Genomic DNA, 17,510 nt, shown 5'->3' on the forward strand with positions numbered 1-17,510 from the left:
CACGCTATGCGCACGTCTCGACCCAAGGTGCCCGGCTGCGTCCGATGCGCATGACCATTGATTTCACCTCGAGAAATTCATCAAAGCCATAGCGGCCAATCTCGCGTCCCTGCCCCGATTGCTTCATGCCGCCAAAGGCCAGTTCTGGGTATCCGTCCATCCAGGTGTTGGTCCAAACCGTACCCGCTTCGGCGCGGCGTGCAAACTCCAGACAGGTGTGGACGTTTTCGCTCCAGACTCCAGCAGAGAGGCCATAGTTGCTGTCATTCGTCAGCGCGATGGCCTCGCCCAGTGTGCGGAACGTCAAGACCGATAAGACCGGGCCAAAGACCTCTTCCCGCGCAATCGCCATGTCAGGTGTCACACCGCTGATGATGGTCGGCTGATAGAATTGTCGGCCAAGCCCATCGACGGACAGAGCACCCCCGCCCAGTTCCAGCTTGGCACCGGCGGCAATGGCGGCTTGCACATATCCGTCAATCTTGGCGTTGTGTTCGGGCGTAACTATGGCACCGACTTGCGTGGACGGATCAAGAGGGTCGCCAAACTTCACCTGTTTGGACAGCGCAACCACGCGGGCCACAAACGCATCCGCGATATCCTCGTGCACGATGATGCGGCTGGACGAATTGCAGCACTGCCCGACGTTGAAATAGACGCCGAAGGTTACGGCATCGGCCGCGCTTTCCAGATCGGCGTCGGGAAAGATCACCTGCGGGTTCTTGCCGCCCAGTTCCAGCGCGACTTTTTTCAGCGTCGCGGACGCGCTTTGTGTGATCAGCTTGCCCACTGCCGTTGAGCCGGTGAAGGTCACCATATCGACGTTAGAATGGGTCGACATCAGACTGCCAACCGGCTCACCGTAGCCCAGGACGATGTTGCAAACGCCCGCAGGCAAGCCAGCTTCCACCAGCAGTTCGCCCATCATCACGGTCGAAGACGGCGTCATCTCGGACGGTTTGACCACCACCGTGCAGCCAGCGGCCAAAGCGAAAGGCAGCTTCTGGGACAGGATCCAGAACGGGAAGTTCCACGGCGTGATGATGGACACCACGCCAATTGGTTCTTTGACGACAACACCCAGCATGTCCGCGCCAAGCGTGTTGTGACTGTCCCCGTGCGTGGTCCGCGCAAGGGATGCAGCATAGCGCCATAGGTCTGCCGCACCGCCCACTTCGCCACGCGCCTGGGAAATCGGTTTGCCACTCTCCAATGTCTCCTGCACGGCGATGCGTTCAACATTGGCCTCGATCAGGTCTGCGACCCGAAGCAGAACGGTCGCACGTTCCTTGCCCGAGATGCGGCTCCAAACCCCCGCATCATAGGCGCGCCGCGCGGCGATAATGGCCTGCTCCGTAACCACCGCGTCGCCCTTGGCTGATACACTGACAACGGTGCCATGCGACGGCGACACTCGGTCGAATGTCTCGGTGCTTTCAACCCATTTGCCATCGATCAGATGACGCCCGGCAAAGGCAGAAGGCAGTGCGTGGTCAATCGCCTTATTGATCGTCAGGTCATTCATCGTCTCAAGATCCATCGAAACTGGCTGTGCGCTTTTCAAGGAAAGCCTGCACGCCTTCATCACGGTCGGCGCTGGCGGCAGCTGCCGCGCTGCCAAGCACCTCGATTGCGGCGCCCCGATCTTCGCCCACGGCACCGTGGATCATTGCCTTGGTCAATTCATTTGCGCGTGGCGATAGGGCGCTCAAGGATGCAGCAATGTCTTTTGCCGTGGTTAGCGCATCGTCGGTCACATCCACCGCAAATCCGAGCATGTGCGCGCGTTCCGCGGTGATGCGCCGCCCGAATATCGCCATCTCTTTTACAACCGGCTCAGAAAGAAGCCGCACAAGGCGCTGTGTGCCGGACCAACCCGGCACAATGCCGACCTTGCCTTCGGGAAGTCCAAGCGTCGCTTGAGCAGAAATCACGCGCACATCACAGCAGGCGGCCAGTTCCAAACCACCGCCAAACGCATGGCCGTTGATGGCCCCGATCGTCGGCTTGGACAGCCGTGCCAGCATGTCAAAGATGCGGTGTCCGTCCCGGACCCAATGCCGCGCAAACTCGGCCGGGCCAAGTCCGCCCCATTCAGCGATGTCTGCACCACAACAAAACGCTTTCGGTCCCGCACCGGTCACAATGACAGCCCGAATGTCGGGGCGGTGTTCAATTTCAATGAGATGTGCTTCAAGCGATCTCAGCATTGCCGTTGTGAACGCGTTCAGCTTCGCCTCGTTGGACAGCGTCAGAACGGCCGTGTCCCGATGATATGTGCAAACAACCTCACTCATAGTGCGAGGCCCATTGGAGCGTCGGCAAGCAGTGCCTTCGGCATGATCTTGGCATTCTCCGCCACTTGCACACGGCCTTGCGAAGGCCCGACGATATGCTCTGCCGGGTCCACACCCGGCATGATTTCGGTGGCAACCAGACCGTTCCCGGTCAGCGCGATCACACAGCGTTCGGTAACATAAAGCACGTTCTGCCCCTGTTCGCGCGCGCGCTTTCCCGAGAAGGTCACATGCTCAACCTCGTCCACCATCTTGGTGAACTTGCCGGGTTCCGCGATTTCGATCTTGTCATCGAGCAGCTTGACCTTTGCCCCCGCCTCGAACCACCCGGAGAACACAATGTTTTTAGCCCGGGCAGTGATGTCCACAAATCCACCGCATCCAGCCGTCAGATAGGGTTTCTTGCCAAGCTTCGAGACGTTGACGTTGCCTTCCACGTCGACCTCAAGAAATGACAGGAACGACATGTCAAAACCGGCCCCCTGAAAGTAGATGAATTGCTGCGGGGAGGGCACGAAAGCATCCGCGTTCGACGCGCATCCAAAGGCAAATCCGGTCAATGGCACACCCCCGACGGCGCCCTGCTCAATGGCCCATGTCACCGCGTCTGGATGCCCTTCCTCAAGCAGGACACGGGGCACCATGGCGCTGATCCCGAACCCAAGATTGGCTGTCATCCCACGACGCAGTTCCATTGCTGCGCGGCGAGCGATCACTTTTTCAATGCCATGGTTCGCCAGCGAGAAACTGTCCCAGGGCCGCATGATCTCTCCCGAAATTGCCGGATCATAGGCTGTTTCAGTGGTTTGCTTCTGATCCGCATCGACAACCACGTAGTCCACGAGATGGCCGGGAACCCGCACATCATGGGGCCGAAGGCTGCCATTGGCGGTTACGCGTTTGACCTGCGCAATGACCACGCCACCGTTGTTACGCACGCAAATCGCCTGCTCCAGGCCGCCCAGATAGGCGCCTTCGTGTTCGTAGGTAAGATTGCCGCGCTCATCCGCCGTGGTGGCCCGAATGATGGCCACATTCGGTATGACATTCGGGAAATGCAGCCAGGTTTCACCGTTGAACGCCACTCGGTTGACGATGGGCGCTGCGGCGCCCTTGTCGTTCATCGCACAACCCTGAAGATTTGGGTCCACGAAGGTTTCAAGCCCCACTTTGGTCAAGACACCGGGACGATGCGCCGCCGCCTCACGATGCATGTCGAACATGATGCCGGACGGAACATTGTAGGCGGCAACGCGATCCTCGACGATCATCTTCCAGATCTCTGGCATTTCGACACTGGATGGACCGGACGGATAGGACCCGGCCAATACGCGGGCAAGCAAACCGTCTTTGGCAAGATGATCCATGCCTTTGACGCCATACACATCCCCGGCCGCAATCGGATGCAGTGAAGTGATGTTGCGTGGGTGCCCTTCGGTTGTGAACCGTTCGCCAATTGCCTTGAGCATCGCGTCCGGACACCCCAACGTCGAAGAAGAAGATACCGACAGCACGGCCCCGTCCGGAATCTGACGCGCGGCTTCGGCAGCTGGCACGACCTTCTTCATAGTATCCTCCCCCACGCCGAGCTTATCGCTTTTGGAACGTTCCATATATGATTACTGGAACGTTCCAATTTTGGCAAGAGTTAATCCCTGACCCGGCAAGATGTTCAAATCACGGGATGAATGCTGGGTTTTTCACTTCAACGGCCTTGCGCCGCGCTTCATCCAAGATGAAGGGCATGCTCAAGCGACCAGTGACATCGTGATCGATTCGCTTGGGTTGGATCACATCATCGTCTTTAGAACCGCACCGCAGTTCCAAAAAAACCCGGGCACTCAGGCCCGGGCAAGTCCAACAGGGAGGTACATGCTTTGCCGCGTGGCGGCCCCGGCATGTGCGGGCTTTCGTGCCTTCAATCTGGGCCATGGCAAACATGTCTGCCTTGACCCAAATCAATCTCAGGCGATCAACCGATACCCACCGGATTCGGTCACAAGAAGGCGGGCATTGGACGGATCTGGTTCAATTTTCTGGCGTAGACGGTAGATATGCGTCTCGAGCGTATGGGTCGTGACGCCTGCGTTGTACCCCCAAACCTCGTGCAGCAGCACATCGCGTGCTACCACGCCCTCGGTCGAACGGTAGAGGAACTTAAGGATGTTCGTTTCTTTCTCCGTCAGGCGGATTTTGCGGTCATCCTCGGTGATCAGCATCTTCACCGACGGCTTGAACGTGTACGGCCCAAGGGTGAACACGGCGTCTTCAGACTGTTCGTGCTGGCGCAGCTGGGCGCGGATGCGGGCCAGAAGGACGGGAAATTTGAAGGGCTTGCTGACATAGTCGTTGGCGCCTGCATCAAGGCCAAGGATCGTGTCAGCATCGGTGTCGTGACCAGTAAGCATCAGAATGGGCGACTTGACCCCCTGCTTGCGCATGACCCGGCACAGTTCGCGACCGTCGGTGTCGGGCAGGCCGACATCAAGGATCACGAGGTCGTAGATCGCTTCCTTGGCTTTAACCAATGCGTCCTGACCGTTACCCGCTTCGAACACGTCGAAATCTTCGGTCATGATCAGCTGTTCGCTGAGCGCCTCGCGCAGGTCCTCATCGTCGTCGACCAGCAGAATTTTTTTAAGTTGCGCCATGGGCCTCGTCTCCCTTGAAGTTGAATGATAAATGCGCTGCCTTCGCTGTTTCAGCAAGTTATGGGCCTTTTGTTTCACGCCCATGTGTCGGTGAACGGGCAAATGTTTCAATTCTCGTGCGATTTGCTTATGTCGGGCGGGGTGTAGGAGAGGATTTGTTACATGGGGCTGGGCCCGGATATCGTCGAGACGCTGGCGCGGGCACGGGCCGATCTGCGGATGGGTGTGCCAATTGTGGTCCTGGGTGACACCCATATGTTGGCCGTGGCAGTCGAGACGTTGACCGAGGCACGGTTGGTTGGGCTGCGAGCCCTTGGCGCAGCACCCGAGCTAGCCCTGACAGGCTGGCGGGCAGACACTTTGAAGGCCCGCGTTTACGATGGTGATGTGGCCCGGATCGCTGTGCCTGAAGCTGCGGCCTTGGGGTGGCTGAAGTCTTTGGCCGATCCGGCTGACGACTTGGCGACGCCGATGAAAGGGCCCTTGCGTTCAGTCCGCGACGGGGATGCGGCTCCGCATCGTGCGGCGTTACAGTTATGCAAATCAGCTCAGTTATTGCCAGCCGCGCTGTGCGTTGAGATTACAGACGGGTTAGGTTTTGCGGCCACACATGGCCTGACCGCCGTGCCGCTGGCATTGGCAGCACCCCTGTTGGGCGGCTCAAGCCTTTTGCATCCGGTGGTGCAGGCCCGATTGCCGGTCGAAGCATCCGAAGCCGGGCGTTTGCATGTCTTCCGGCCCGACGATGGCGGCGAAGAGCACTATGCGTTCGAGATTGGTCGGCCAGACCGCAGCCAGCCTGTTCTGGCCCGTTTGCATTCGGCCTGTTTCACCGGCGACGTGATGGGCAGTTTAAAGTGCGATTGCGGGCCGCAGCTGCGCGGCGCCTTGGCCCAGATGGGGGCCGAAGGGGCAGGTGTTTTGCTGTATATGAACCAGGAGGGCCGCGGGATTGGCCTGGCCAACAAGATGCGCGCGTATGCGCTACAGGATCAGGGCTTTGACACTGTAGACGCAAATCACCGCCTGGGGTTCGAGGATGACGAGCGGGATTTTCGGCTTGGGTCAGATATTCTGAAGTCCATGGGATTCACGGCAGTGCGATTGCTGACCAACAACCCGGCGAAAGTGACGATGATGGAAGCGAGCGGCATTACCGTGGCTGAGCGCGTGCCGCTGAAGGTTGGTGAAAACCGGTTCAACCGAGACTACCTTGCGACCAAGGCGGCGAAGTCCGGGCATTTGTTGTGACACCACGGGACATGGTGGTGACGTCGCGCGGGATGCGCTTTGCCGGGCGATGGTTTCCCTGCACAATTGGCAAGGGCGGTATAAGCGACACAAAGCGAGAGGGTGATGGGGCCACACCCCGCGGCTGCCACAGGATTGTGGGTATGCTTTATCGCCCGGACCGCATAGCCGCTCCGACGGATTGGGCTGTGCCAATCCACCCGGGTGATCTGTGGTCTGATGATACCGACGACGATGACTACAATCATATGGTGCGCGCGCCCTATGCACCGAGCCATGAAGTCCTGCGCCGCGCCGATCCGCTTTACGACCTGGTGATCCTGACAGACTGGAACTGGCCCCATGCAGTGCCGGGGCGCGGGTCAGCCATATTTATCCACCGTTGGCGCAGGCCCGGCTATCCGACCGAAGGGTGTATCGGACTGCGGCCAGACGATCTGCGATGGATCGCCCTTCGGATCGGTTATGAAACCCGGCTGATTGTCCTCTAGCGGTTAGGCAAGCCTGCTGAGCGACGTTGCGCACGCAATTCAGATTTTGGTGGGATCGCCGCGATCAACTCATCCAGCCCCGCGAGCACATTGGCGTGGATCGCACCAAACCGCCTGTGCGGATAGGCCGGATCATCATTTTCAGCAGCCCATTTGCGGGCGCATTCCAATGCCGCAATCCAGTCGTCACGATCCCCGCCCAGCCATTGATTGATCGGTCGCGCGACGGTTTCGTTCAGGGATGCAAACAAGGCAGGGCCACCGTCGGACGACTGGTCCGGGTCTGCCAACAACATCAGGCGCGCACGAAACTGGCCGCGATACATGACACAACCCGCCTGCACCCGCGCACCTGCGTTGAACAGTTCGGCCGCACGACGGTAATCATCCCAAGCCGTCGGCGTGATGGGACCCGGTTTCACGCCTTGTGCGATTGCAAGAGCGGGCCAGAACATGGCAAAAAACAGGAGATACCGCATCAGGTGGCCTGCCGTTCGCCAAAGATCGCGGAACCCACGCGGACATGGGTGGCCCCGAGCGCGATCGCGCTTTCAAAGTCGCCGCTCATCCCCATGGACAGGCCCGTTAATCCGTTACGCGCCGCGATCTTGGCCAGCAGAGCAAAGTGCAACGACGGTTCTTCATCCACCGGGGGGATGCACATGAGACCGCGAACAGGCAGTTCGAGCGCCCGACACTCGGCAATGAACACGTCAGCGTCCGCAGGTAATACACCGGCTTTCTGAGGTTCTTCACCCGTATTGACCTGAAGAAAGAGGTCCGGGCATTTGCCCATTTCTTGCGCAAGGCGCGCGATGGTTTTCGCCAGCTTGGGCCGGTCAACAGAGTGGATCGCCTGAAACAACTCCATCGCCTGCCGGGCCTTGTTGCTTTGCAGTGGGCCAATCAGGTGCACATCGATCGAGCCATAGCGTTCCCGAAAATCAGGCCATTTGCCCGCCGCTTCCTGCACGCGGTTTTCGCCGAACAGGCGGTGCCCTTCGTCCAGAACCGCCTGCACCCGGTCCAGCGGCTGCACCTTGCTGACGGCGATCAGGTTGACCGCATCCGCGTCCCGCCCGGCCTTGGCGCAGGCGGCTTCGATCTTGGAGTTGATTTCGGAAAGGGACATGGGAGGACCTTTTGCATTGGCGATATGGCGCACAAAGCATGCTGTGCGGACAATTGCAAAGGTCCAGAAACGAAAAGGGGCAGGCCAAAGGCCCGCCCCAAATCTGTCAGATATCTGCCGACTTAGAAGTCGAAACGGATACCCAGGTCAGCTGTGGTTGTGCCGGTAACTTCACCAACACCACCGCGCAGAACAACGCCGCCACCCAGGCTGTGGCGGAAGCCGATGCCGTAGGATCTCGTCTTCGCCGTCAACACCACCGTCCGCGTATACGAAGCGGATGTCGGTTGCTGCACCGATGTCATACTTCGCTGTCAGCGAGAAGCCAGTGTCCTCTTGGACGTCCGAGTCGTAGACCAGAGCGTTGAAGGCAAACGCGCCCAGCTCACCGCCGAAGCCCAGAACGAAGAATTCGTTGTCTTCGGTCGCGCTTACACCGTTTTCGGCTTCACCATAGGCAAGACCAACGCTGTAGTTGCCGAAGTTGTAGCCAACACCGATCTGGAATTCGCTGTTGCCGTCCACGGCAACATCGTCATCCACGGTATCTGCGTCGTCTGTGTACGATGCGGATACAGTGAAGTCGCCAACGTTGTAGCGCAGTTTGACAGTCGGAGCGACGGTGTCATCGCTGTCACCCGAAACGCCGAAGCCGCTGGCAGGGATACCGTCGGAGCCTGTCGAGTTGCCAACAAAGTCAGTCAGACCGACTTCGTAGCCGAAGAAGTCCAGAACGTCGCCGGAATCGACAACATCAGAAACGTGGCCAACGTCCAGGCGGAAACCGCCGCTCGAAACAGCGAAGCCGGCTGCGGATGTCTGTGCAACGTTAGATGCACCGTCACCGTTTTCGTCTGTCTGCAGACGAATACGACCTTCAACTTCCAGACCAGCGTCGGTTGTGGTGCTGGCTGTGATGGTCAGACGGAAACGCTGCTCGATGCGTGTTTCATCTGCGTCGGTGTCGTTTTCCTGGTAGAACAGACCAAAACGGCCGTAACCACCAAAGCTAACATCCTGCGCTGCTGCCATGTCGGCGCTGACGATCAGGCCGGCGGCACCCAGTGCAGTTGTAGCGAAGAGAACTTTTTTCATGAGTTTTCCCTCGGTTTTCAGTCACACGCCCTAACCGGGGAATCCGGCGAGGGGATGGATGCTGTCTCACCGATTTGCTGGAGCATCTCAAGCGACGCATCAGACCTGAGTGCAATTCAGGCATGGCTGGTGCAGCTTTGCCACAGTTTCAACACATGGCCTGTACACATGCTTCGCTGCCCTGCCTTGCAGCATTTGGACAACTTAGCTAATGAGAATACGGAAACGAAGTGATGGGGTAAGTTAATGGGTCTTATGTACTATTCGGCACGTGTAGTCGGTGTGTGTTTGACTTTATCCCTTGCAGCCTGCGGTGGCTCTGGCAGTGCGCCAACAGAGCGGGACGACCCTGTTTTTGAAGATGGGGAAAGTCAGCGGGAAAGAAATGCACGTGGAACGACAATCGGGGCAGCTGCACGTGCGAGACGCAATCAGGAATCCATCGTACAAGTAAATCGCTATATATGGTCGGCGAGCCTGCAGGTATTGGATTTTCTTCCAGTTCAATCCGTTGATCCCTTCACAGGCGTTATTGTAACCGGTTTTGGAACCCCGCCCGGTGGCGGACGCGCCTACCGCGCAACTGTACTGATCAGCGATCCGGCCCTTGACGCACGATCGCTCAACGTGGCCTTGCAAACGCGCAATGGCCCGGCCAGCACCGCAACCGTGCGCGCGATCGAAGATGCGATCCTGACGCGAGCCCGCCAACTACGGGTGGCTGATAACCGCCTTTAGGCCCTTTCAGCGCAACCCATTCCCTATTATCAGATGCGCCGGGCTTCATGCCCGGCGTTTGTACATTCAGGACCAGAACCCATGGCCACCTACACCCCATCCGAGATCGAAGCCCGCTGGCAGGCCGCCTGGGAAAAAGCCGGCGTGTTCACCGCAACCCGCAGTGCCGACAAGCCGAAGTACTACGTGCTCGAGATGTTCCCCTACCCCTCGGGCCGCATCCACATGGGTCACGTGCGCAACTACACAATGGGTGACGTGATTGCCCGCTACAAGATGTCGACCGGACATAACGTGCTGCACCCAATGGGGTGGGATGCGTTCGGGATGCCCGCCGAAAACGCCGCCATGGCCATCGGAGGCCACCCCAAGACGTGGACCTACGACAATATCGCGGACATGCGCGAACAGATGAAGCCGCTTGGCCTGTCTATTGACTGGTCTCGCGAATTTGCCACTTGCGACCCGGAATACTACGGCCAGCAGCAGGCGCTTTTCCTCGACATGCTCGAAGCCGATCTCGTTTATCGCAAGAACGCGCAGGTGAACTGGGACCCGGTCGATATGACTGTGCTCGCCAACGAACAGGTAATCGACGGCAAGGGCTGGCGCTCGGGCGCCGAGGTAGAACGGCGCGAACTGACACAGTGGTTCTTCAAGATCAGCGATATGGCAGGCGAGCTGAAGGATGCGCTTGGCAAGCTTGACAACTGGCCCGCCAAGGTGCGCCTGATGCAGGAAAACTGGATCGGCGAAAGCCGAGGCATCGACATTCCTTTCGTCCGCACGGATGGGCAGGGCACCATCCTTTGCTATTCAACCCGCCCCGACACGATGCGTGGCGCGTCGTTTGTTGCCGTTTCACCAGACCACCCTGTCGCCAAGGCGCTTGAGGCCGACAATCCTGACCTTGCCGCGTTCATCGATGAATGCCGCAAGATGGACACGACCGAAGCCGCAATGGAGAAGGCCGAAAAGAAAGGCATCGATACGGATATTCGGGTCAAGCACCCCGTCTATCCAGATGTCGAACTGCCGGTTTGGATCGGCAACTTTGTTTTGATGGATTACGGCACCGGTGCCGTCTTTGGTTGTCCTGCGCATGATCAGCGCGACCTGGATTTTGCGCGCAAATACGATCTGAACGTTCAGAACGCATTTTACATGCCCGGTGACACCACCGAGGTAGAGAACGAAGCGCTTGTTCCGGCCAAAACGGAAAAAGTCGACTTCATCGACCACTTTGCAGGCATCGGTGAGGTCACAAGCCAGGAAGCCATAGACGCCACGATCGATTATTTCGAAACCAACGGTCTTGGGAAGGGTCAGACACAATACCGTCTGCGCGACTGGGGCTTGTCCCGCCAACGCTATTGGGGCTGCCCGATCCCGGTTGTCCATTGTGACGATTGCGGTGTGGTGCCGGAGAAGAAAGAAAACCTGCCGGTCGAATTGCCAGACGATGTCAGCTTTGACATTCCGGGCAACCCGCTTGATCGCCATCCGACGTGGCGGAATGTGCCCTGCCCATCGTGTGGCAAACCTGCGCAGCGCGAAACGGACACGATGGACACGTTCGTTGATTCCTCGTGGTACTTCGCCCGCTTTACAGCGCCGCACGCAGCGGCTCCCACCGATCTGGAAGACGCAGCCTATTGGATGAATGTGGACCAGTACATTGGCGGCATCGAACACGCGATCTTGCACCTGCTCTATTCCCGCTTCTTTGCGCGGGCCATGCGCATCACCGGGCACTTGCCGCAAGGTTGTGAGGAACCGTTTGACGCGCTGTTCACGCAAGGGATGGTAACGCACGAGATCTATGTGACCCGGGACGAGAATGACCGGCCCGTCTACCATCTGCCCGAGGATATCGAGTGGACCGAATCCGGCGCCCGCCTTGGTGCCACTGGCGCCATGGTCCAAGTTGTCCCGTCGGCCAAGATGTCGAAGTCAAAAAAGAACGTGGTCGATCCGCTTGGCATTATTGCCAGCTACGGGGCAGACACGGCACGCTGGTTCGTGCTGAGCGACTCGCCGCCCGAGCGCGATGTGGAATGGACAGCCTCGGGCGCTGAGGCCGCGTTCAAACACCTGTCCCGCGTTTGGAACATTTGCGACCGCATCGGACAGATGGACAAAGACGTCGCGGGCACAGGCGACGATGACCTGCTGCGCGCCATGCACAAGACGATCCATGATGTGACATTGGGCGTCGAATCCTTTGGTTTCAACGCGGCCATCGCCAAGCTCTATGGCTTTACCGCGGCGCTGCAGAAGTCAAAAGCCAGCCATGCCGCCCAGCGCGAGGCCGTGATGACGCTTGCCCAACTCATGGCCCCCATGACCCCGCACCTGTCCGAGGATATATGGGCACGTCAGGGCGGCGACGGGCTTGTTATCAACGCCCCCTGGCCGACAGCGAACGAGGCGATGCTGGTGTCTGACACCGTAACATTGCCCATTCAGGTCAACGGAAAACGGCGTGGTGAGATCGCCGTACCTGCCGACATGGACAAGGCCGAGGTTGAAAAACAAGCGCTGGCAACCGAAGCTGTGCAAAAGGCACTGGACGGCGGCACCCCCAAGAAGGTGATTGTCGTGCCGGGCCGTATCGTCAACGTGGTGGTCTGACCGACATGCGCATCATTGCAGCTCTTGCCCTGACCCTGATTCTGACCGGCTGCGGGTTCGAGCCCGTCTATGGCCCGGGCGGCACGGGCACGAAGCTGCAAAACCGTGTGCAGGTCGACACGCCCATCGACCGCGAAGGCTTCCTTCTGGTGCGGCAGTTGGAAGAGCGGTTGGGTCGCGCGGGTGACCCCGCCTACCGGCTTGGCATCGAGTTGGCGGTGCGGGAAGAAGCGCGCGCCATCGACCCGGACGGTGACATCCGCAGGTTTCACGTGATTGGCGATGCCACATATACGCTTTCGGACACTGCGACAGGTGCCGTTCTGCGGTCAGACACTGTGGATAACTTTGTGGGTTATTCGGCAACCGGCACAACTGTTGCGACCCTTTCGGCCAAACGAGATGCCGTCGAACGGCTAATGACCATCCTTGCGGATGAAATTGTGCTGCAACTGCAGGCCTCTGACCTGTGAAGCTGAACACGGCCCAGGCGACTGCGTATTTTGCCAAGCCGGACCCGGATGCAGCGGGCCTGTTGATATACGGTGCCGACGGAATGCGCATTGCACTGAAGCGGCAACAGGTTGTAGCTGCGCTGATCGGCCCGCAAGGCGAAGAAGAAATGCGGCTGACGCGCATACCCGCGGGTGATTTGCGCAAGGAGCCCGCCCTGTTGCTGGACGCGACCAAGGCCATCGGATTTTTTCCCGGCCCCCGTGTTGCCTTGGTCGAAGATGCAAACGAAACCGTCGGGCCCATCATCACCGAGGCCCTGTCGGATTGGGTGGCCGGGGATGCACAGATCGTGGTCACCGCAGGCGCACTCAAGCCCACGTCAAAACTCCGCAAGGCGTTCGAGGCACACCCATCGGCCAATGCCGCAGGCATCTACGACAATCCCCCGACGCGAGACGAGATTGAACGCGACCTAACCGCCGCTGGCATCACCAACCCGCCGCAAGAGGCGATGCACCTGCTGATGGACCTCGCACGCCAACTGGAGCCGGGAGATTTTCGACAAACACTGGAAAAGGTCGGGCTGTACAAGCTGAACGATCCAGACCCGCTAAGCGCAGACGACATTGCCGCTTGCGCGCCAGCCTCAATCGAAGCGGATGTCGACGACGTTCTGCTGGTTGTGGGTGACGGAAACGCAGCAGCCATCGGCCCGGTGATGCAACGGTTGCAGGCGCAAGGGGTAAACGCGGTCAGCTTGTGCATTGGTGCCATGCGCCATTTTCGGTCGCTGCACCGCGCAGCTTGCGATACCTCCGGTCGTCCCCAGATCTGGGGACCGAACCGCGACAAGATGCTGGCGCAAGCGCGAAACTGGGGAGCGCCCAAGCTGGAAATGGCCCTGACGGAACTGACTGACACAGACTTGCAGTTGCGCTCAGCCGGTCAGAATGCGCCGGCTCTTGCGCTGGTCGAACGCTGCTTCATCCGGCTTGCCATGCTTGCGCGTCGATAGATCAAGCGAGCGTCCTTCTTTCCTATCAAGAACCCATCTGAGCGCGTATCGCGAGGCGGAGCCTTTTCAATAATGTCGTCGCGCAAGCGGCCTTTGGATCACGGATGCTCTTCGGGCGGGGCCGCGAACATGGCCATCACTTCAGTCTCCGTCATCTGGTGCCGCCCTTCACCGGCAAAGGCATAGCCGTCGGGTTTCAGGTCGATAAACAGTTCGCCGGTTAATGGAATGCCCGAAGCGTCCGCAAAGGTTCCCATTCCAACATGCATGTCGCCATTCATGGGACCGGGCGCCGTCACTCGATAAAACATGGAAGAGCCGCAGTGTTTGCAGAACGCCCGTTCGGCCCATTCAGACGACGTGTAGACGGTCAGGTTGTCCTCCCCCTCAATCTGCATTCCACCTTTCGGGACCTGCACACCCAGAAAAACGCCACCGGACCATTTGCGGCACATGCTGCAATGGCACGCGCCGGTTTCCGTGATGGGTTTGGCTATGGTGAACTTCACGGCTCCGCACATGCAGGATCCTGATCGCGACATGGTGACCTCCTCTGGCTCGTCGCCCATGATGTAACCCATGCAACTGCCAAATTCTGTCAGTAATCTTGCGGCGTCGCCCCGGGCCTGCGATCCTCTGACCAACCAAACTTGGAGGCCTCATGTACCGCGTCATTGGAACCGTCAAAAGCCGCGCCTTTCGCGTGCTCTGGATGCTTGAGGAGCTGGAGCAGCCCTATGAGCTGGTTGAGGCATTCCCCCGCTCGGACGAAGCGACAGCGCATAACCCGCTGGGCAAGATACCGGCGCTGGTAGATGGAGATGACGTGCTGACCGACAGCGTCGCCATCATGACATACCTTGCCGACAAACATGGTGGGCTGACAGCCCCCGCCGGAACAGCAGCACGCGCACGGCAGGACGCCATCACCCTATGGCTGATTGACGAGTTGGACGCACTGCTCTGGACGCACAGCAAGCACACCTTTGTTCTGCCAGAAAAGCTGAGGCTTCCCGATATCTCATCGACGCTACACAAGGAATTTGCCCGCAATGCCGACATCTTTGCTGGCATGTTGGAACAGTCCGGTGATTTCATCATGGGCGACCAGATCACTTTGCCGGACCTGCTCGCTGTACATTGTTTCGGCTGGGCCTTTGGGGTCGAGTTTCCACAGCTGCCCGACAGCATTAAGGCGTACTCGAAACGCCTGCGTGCGAGGCCCGCGTTTCGTGCAGCAGCGGGTCGCTAACGCTTCAGATACCGCACAGCACCCTGTCCGGCCCAGCGCCCAGTGGCGAGGCACGCGGTCAGAAGATAGCCCCCTGTCGGCGCTTCCCAATCCAGCATTTCCCCGGCGCAAAACACTCCCGGCCGTGCCCGCAACATGAACGTATCGTTCAGCGCAGAGGCGGGCACACCTCCGGCAGTTGAGATGGCTTCGTCCATCGGGCGCAGTCCAGTGTGTGCAATCCGCAGCTTCTTCAGCCGCCGGGCGATCTTCAGGGTCTCGACCGGCCAAGGCCGCCCCCATTCCTGCGCCAGTGCAATTTTCAACGGCGGCAGGCGCAGCGCCTTTCGCAGATGATTGGCAAAGCTCGCCTTGCCGCGGGGGCGGTTCAGCCGGGCGACCACATCATCCACACTCAAATCAGGCAGCAGGTCCACATACAGATCAGCGCCTTCGCGCACCCCGCGCGAGACGGAATAGATACCGCCGCCTTCGAGACCGCGATGTGACATCACCGCTTCCCCCGCGAACGATACGGACCTGAACGCCACGCGACGCCCTTGACCGGTTGGCCGATATGTTTGGCCATATGATCGGACCACCCCACCGCAACTGCGGCATTCGCCGCCGCGAAGGGGTGCGTGTCGACACCGATCCAATCCGCCCAAGCCCCATCGGACCCAAGCCGCGCCCAACTGGCCCCGCCGCAAGCCAATGCGACAACGTCGGCTTCAACGGATGACACCGGGCCATCCGGCCCTTTGATCATCGGTTGCTTATCGTCCCAACCGATCCACCGATGTCGGGGTAGGATGCGCACCCCCAGCCCATCCAGCCGTTGTAACCATGCCCGCAAAAGCGGTGATGCCTTCATCGCCTTGGGAAACACGCGACCGGTTGAGCCTGTGAACATCTCTTGCCCCAAACCTTCGGCCCAGCGGACAACAGCGGCGCTGTCCCACGCCTGCAGCGCCGGGGCCAGCCAATCCGTTGCATCCGAATAGTGCGGCAACATGGTGCTCAGATCTTCGGCTTTGGTCAGGTTCAATCCTGACTTCCCGGCCATGAGGAACTTGCGCGCAACACTTGGCTTGGCCTCGTATACCGTGACTGGAAGCCCCGCCTCGGCCATCACTTCCGCAGCGGCCAACCCCGCTGGCCCACCACCGATCACGGCAACGCGGGTCACTCCGAAGTGGTCCGTAGCTCACCCTTCATCTCGATCACACGATGCGGATATGGGATTTCGATGCCATTGTCCTTGAGGGCATTCCAGATCGCAAAAAGCACACGGCTCTTGTACTTGTTCCGCCCGTCATCGATTCCGTTGACCCAGTATTCAACGGCAAAGTCGATACCGCTGTCTCCAAAGCCCACAAGCTCGCAATCCGGCCCTTCCGGTTTGTGCAGGACAAAAGGCAGCTTGGAGACGGCAGCGTTGATGATATCCGGTACCGCGTTGATATCCGTATTGTAGCTGACCGAAAACGGTGCCTCGTACCGGTTCGCCGATCCGCTGTCGGAATAGTTGACGACCCGGGTGGTAATGAAGTCCTCATTCGGGACAACGATCCAGCGGCCGTCATAAGTTTCAAGGATTGCAGCGCGGGCGGTCATCTTGACGATGGTGCCTGCCTCGCCCCCATCCAGTTCAACATAATCACCAACGGTCGCCTGCCCTTCGACAAGCAGGATGACGCCCGAGATGAAGTTTGACGCGATCTTTTGCAGGCCAAAACCCAGGCCGACGCCGATGGCACCGCCCAGCACAGCCAGCGCAGACAGGTTGATGCCCATGATGTTCATGAGCACGAGGAATGCGACACCAAAGATCAGGAATTCGACCGATTTCGCCACCAGTTGCCGGAGCGATGGACGCATCTCTTCCTGTTTCTGGATGAAGGTGCTGGACTGGCTGTTGGACCACTGCCCAAGCCAGAATATCACGCCACCCACGGCCAAAAATTGCAAGAGCCAGAGTAAGTTGAATGACAGGTTGCCAAGCGGCACAACCGTCTCTTCAAGGCGGGTCGCAGCCAATTCGAGCAGCCCCAGAGCATAAAGCGCTGCAATCGGGATCAGAACGTACCGTCCCAGAAGTTTCAGGAACGGATCGCTGATAATGTCCCGCACCAGCGCACGCACGGCCAGAAACAGGAACACCCGTTTGCCAAAGGCGATAACAGCGCCACTGTCAAAGATCGAGCGGACAACGCTTTCGCCGATCCCGGTCAGCACATAGGCCAGAAGCGGAAGCAGAAGCGGCAGGAATTGCGCCACGAAACGGCGCGCCTTGGCAAGGATGCCGTCACTATCGCCCGGGTCAAGCACGCGGGCCAGCGTCGGCCGCAAGCGGCGCGTAATCACCACGGCAGCCAGATAAGCAACGAGCAACAGGGCAAACTGTGACCATGCCGCGGGGCTGAGCAGCCAGGACAGCGCCAGCTCCCATCCTTGCAGGGCGTAGCCCGCAATGGTCTGCACAATCTCGGGCTGGCTTTCGAGATCAAACTCCACAG

17 protein-coding genes and 1 pseudogene are annotated in these 17,510 nt (G+C 59.3%); 7 read left to right on the forward strand and 11 right to left on the reverse strand.

Features of this window, described 5'->3' with window-relative positions; all coding sequences use genetic code 11:
• Window positions 1-4: 4 nt before the first annotated feature.
• The 5 genes from ACZ1HN_RS02900 to ACZ1HN_RS02920 form a co-directional block, all read right to left on the reverse strand.
• Window positions 5-1,540, reverse strand: coding sequence for an aldehyde dehydrogenase family protein (locus ACZ1HN_RS02900; RefSeq protein ID WP_472726422.1), 1,536 nt, complete (start codon window positions 1,538-1,540; stop codon window positions 5-7).
• Complete coding sequence (locus ACZ1HN_RS02905; protein WP_472726423.1) at window positions 1,530-2,297, reverse strand: enoyl-CoA hydratase/isomerase family protein; 768 nt, start codon at window positions 2,295-2,297, stop codon at window positions 1,530-1,532. The genes ACZ1HN_RS02900 and ACZ1HN_RS02905 overlap by 11 nt, the downstream gene beginning before the upstream one ends.
• Entirely contained in the window at window positions 2,294-3,865 is a 1,572-nt protein-coding gene (locus ACZ1HN_RS02910; RefSeq protein ID WP_472726424.1) for an acyl CoA:acetate/3-ketoacid CoA transferase, read from the reverse strand. The genes ACZ1HN_RS02905 and ACZ1HN_RS02910 overlap by 4 nt, the downstream gene beginning before the upstream one ends.
• 109 nt (window positions 3,866-3,974) lie before the next feature.
• Window positions 3,975-4,238, reverse strand: coding sequence for a hypothetical protein (locus tag ACZ1HN_RS02915; protein ID WP_472726425.1), 264 nt, complete (start codon window positions 4,236-4,238; stop codon window positions 3,975-3,977).
• A 23-nt stretch (window positions 4,239-4,261) separates the two neighbouring features.
• A complete protein-coding gene (locus ACZ1HN_RS02920) occupies window positions 4,262-4,948 on the reverse strand; it encodes a response regulator transcription factor (protein WP_299202856.1) in 687 nt (228 codons plus the stop codon).
• Window positions 4,949-5,110: 162 nt separating this feature from the next.
• On the opposite strand from ACZ1HN_RS02920, the gene ribA reads away from it, so the two are divergent.
• Together ribA and ACZ1HN_RS02930 are read left to right on the forward strand one after the other, a co-directional pair.
• The gene (gene ribA / locus ACZ1HN_RS02925) at window positions 5,111-6,199 is read left to right on the forward strand and encodes a GTP cyclohydrolase II (protein WP_299600467.1); all 1,089 of its coding nucleotides are present in this window, start codon (window positions 5,111-5,113) and stop codon (window positions 6,197-6,199) included.
• Complete coding sequence (locus tag ACZ1HN_RS02930; RefSeq protein WP_472726426.1) at window positions 6,196-6,690, forward strand: L,D-transpeptidase family protein; 495 nt, start codon at window positions 6,196-6,198, stop codon at window positions 6,688-6,690. Before ribA ends, ACZ1HN_RS02930 begins: the two co-directional genes overlap by 4 nt.
• Here ACZ1HN_RS02930 and ACZ1HN_RS02935 read toward each other — a convergent pair.
• The 3 genes from ACZ1HN_RS02935 to ACZ1HN_RS02945 form a co-directional block, all read right to left on the reverse strand.
• On the reverse strand, window positions 6,687-7,169 hold the full coding sequence (locus tag ACZ1HN_RS02935) for a hypothetical protein (protein ID WP_472726427.1): 483 nt from the start codon (window positions 7,167-7,169) through the stop codon (window positions 6,687-6,689). The genes ACZ1HN_RS02930 and ACZ1HN_RS02935 overlap by 4 nt on opposite strands.
• A complete protein-coding gene (locus ACZ1HN_RS02940) occupies window positions 7,169-7,822 on the reverse strand; it encodes a YggS family pyridoxal phosphate-dependent enzyme (RefSeq protein WP_472726428.1) in 654 nt (217 codons plus the stop codon). Before ACZ1HN_RS02940 ends, ACZ1HN_RS02935 begins: the two co-directional genes overlap by 1 nt.
• A 171-nt stretch (window positions 7,823-7,993) precedes the next feature.
• On the reverse strand, window positions 7,994-8,917 hold the full coding sequence (locus ACZ1HN_RS02945; protein WP_472726429.1) for a porin: 924 nt from the start codon (window positions 8,915-8,917) through the stop codon (window positions 7,994-7,996).
• Window positions 8,918-9,172: 255 nt separating this feature from the next.
• On the opposite strand from ACZ1HN_RS02945, the gene ACZ1HN_RS02950 reads away from it, so the two are divergent.
• The 4 genes from ACZ1HN_RS02950 (at window position 9,173) to holA (ending at window position 13,760) form a co-directional block, all read left to right on the forward strand.
• A complete protein-coding gene (locus ACZ1HN_RS02950) occupies window positions 9,173-9,655 on the forward strand; it encodes a DUF3576 domain-containing protein (RefSeq protein WP_472729264.1) in 483 nt (160 codons plus the stop codon).
• Window positions 9,656-9,736: 81 nt separating this feature from the next.
• Entirely contained in the window at window positions 9,737-12,289 is a 2,553-nt protein-coding gene (gene leuS / locus ACZ1HN_RS02955) for a leucine--tRNA ligase (protein ID WP_472726430.1), read from the forward strand.
• Window positions 12,290-12,294: 5 nt separating this feature from the next.
• The gene (gene lptE / locus ACZ1HN_RS02960; RefSeq protein ID WP_299600487.1) at window positions 12,295-12,762 is read left to right on the forward strand and encodes an LPS assembly lipoprotein LptE; all 468 of its coding nucleotides are present in this window, start codon (window positions 12,295-12,297) and stop codon (window positions 12,760-12,762) included.
• A complete protein-coding gene (gene holA, locus ACZ1HN_RS02965; RefSeq protein ID WP_472726431.1) occupies window positions 12,759-13,760 on the forward strand; it encodes a DNA polymerase III subunit delta in 1,002 nt (333 codons plus the stop codon). The genes lptE and holA overlap by 4 nt, the downstream gene beginning before the upstream one ends.
• 98 nt (window positions 13,761-13,858) lie before the next feature.
• Here holA and ACZ1HN_RS02970 read toward each other — a convergent pair whose 3' ends face one another.
• On the reverse strand, window positions 13,859-14,341 hold the full coding sequence (locus ACZ1HN_RS02970) for a GFA family protein (protein WP_472726432.1): 483 nt from the start codon (window positions 14,339-14,341) through the stop codon (window positions 13,859-13,861).
• A gap of 80 nt (window positions 14,342-14,421) precedes the next feature.
• Here ACZ1HN_RS02970 and ACZ1HN_RS02975 point away from each other — a divergent pair, with 80 nt between their 5' ends.
• A complete protein-coding gene (locus ACZ1HN_RS02975) occupies window positions 14,422-15,012 on the forward strand; it encodes a glutathione S-transferase family protein (protein WP_299601134.1) in 591 nt (196 codons plus the stop codon).
• Here ACZ1HN_RS02975 and ACZ1HN_RS02980 read toward each other — a convergent pair.
• A pseudogene (locus ACZ1HN_RS02980) lies at window positions 15,009-16,123 on the reverse strand (TIGR03862 family flavoprotein). The gene ACZ1HN_RS02975 and the pseudogene ACZ1HN_RS02980 overlap by 4 nt on opposite strands.
• A gap of 53 nt (window positions 16,124-16,176) precedes the next feature.
• The gene (locus tag ACZ1HN_RS02985; RefSeq protein WP_472726433.1) at window positions 16,177-17,508 is read right to left on the reverse strand and encodes a mechanosensitive ion channel family protein; all 1,332 of its coding nucleotides are present in this window, start codon (window positions 17,506-17,508) and stop codon (window positions 16,177-16,179) included.
• Window positions 17,509-17,510: the final 2 nt, after the last annotated feature.

The sequence above is a fragment of the Tateyamaria sp. GN1-10 genome (assembly GCF_055693845.1).

What these genes read in the sequence shown, in the direction of transcription:
- ACZ1HN_RS02935 (WP_472726427.1), bottom strand. Translation starts at nt 7,169, where the DNA reads ATGCGGTATCTCCTGTTTTTTGCCATGTTCTGGCCCGCTCTTGCAATC.
- ACZ1HN_RS02970 (WP_472726432.1), bottom strand. Translation starts at nt 14,341, where the DNA reads ATGGGTTACATCATGGGCGACGAGCCAGAGGAGGTCACCATGTCGCGA.
- ribA (WP_299600467.1), top strand. Translation starts at nt 5,111, where the DNA reads ATGGGGCTGGGCCCGGATATCGTCGAGACGCTGGCGCGGGCACGGGCC.
- ACZ1HN_RS02910 (WP_472726424.1), bottom strand. Translation starts at nt 3,865, where the DNA reads ATGAAGAAGGTCGTGCCAGCTGCCGAAGCCGCGCGTCAGATTCCGGAC.
- ACZ1HN_RS02905 (WP_472726423.1), bottom strand. Translation starts at nt 2,297, where the DNA reads ATGAGTGAGGTTGTTTGCACATATCATCGGGACACGGCCGTTCTGACG.
- ACZ1HN_RS02940 (WP_472726428.1), bottom strand. Translation starts at nt 7,822, where the DNA reads ATGTCCCTTTCCGAAATCAACTCCAAGATCGAAGCCGCCTGCGCCAAG.
- lptE (WP_299600487.1), top strand. Translation starts at nt 12,295, where the DNA reads ATGCGCATCATTGCAGCTCTTGCCCTGACCCTGATTCTGACCGGCTGC.
- ACZ1HN_RS02900 (WP_472726422.1), bottom strand. Translation starts at nt 1,540, where the DNA reads ATGGATCTTGAGACGATGAATGACCTGACGATCAATAAGGCGATTGAC.
- ACZ1HN_RS02975 (WP_299601134.1), top strand. Translation starts at nt 14,422, where the DNA reads ATGTACCGCGTCATTGGAACCGTCAAAAGCCGCGCCTTTCGCGTGCTC.
- leuS (WP_472726430.1), top strand. Translation starts at nt 9,737, where the DNA reads ATGGCCACCTACACCCCATCCGAGATCGAAGCCCGCTGGCAGGCCGCC.
- ACZ1HN_RS02915 (WP_472726425.1), bottom strand. Translation starts at nt 4,238, where the DNA reads ATGTTTGCCATGGCCCAGATTGAAGGCACGAAAGCCCGCACATGCCGG.
- ACZ1HN_RS02950 (WP_472729264.1), top strand. Translation starts at nt 9,173, where the DNA reads ATGTACTATTCGGCACGTGTAGTCGGTGTGTGTTTGACTTTATCCCTT.
- ACZ1HN_RS02920 (WP_299202856.1), bottom strand. Translation starts at nt 4,948, where the DNA reads ATGGCGCAACTTAAAAAAATTCTGCTGGTCGACGACGATGAGGACCTG.
- ACZ1HN_RS02945 (WP_472726429.1), bottom strand. Translation starts at nt 8,917, where the DNA reads ATGAAAAAAGTTCTCTTCGCTACAACTGCACTGGGTGCCGCCGGCCTG.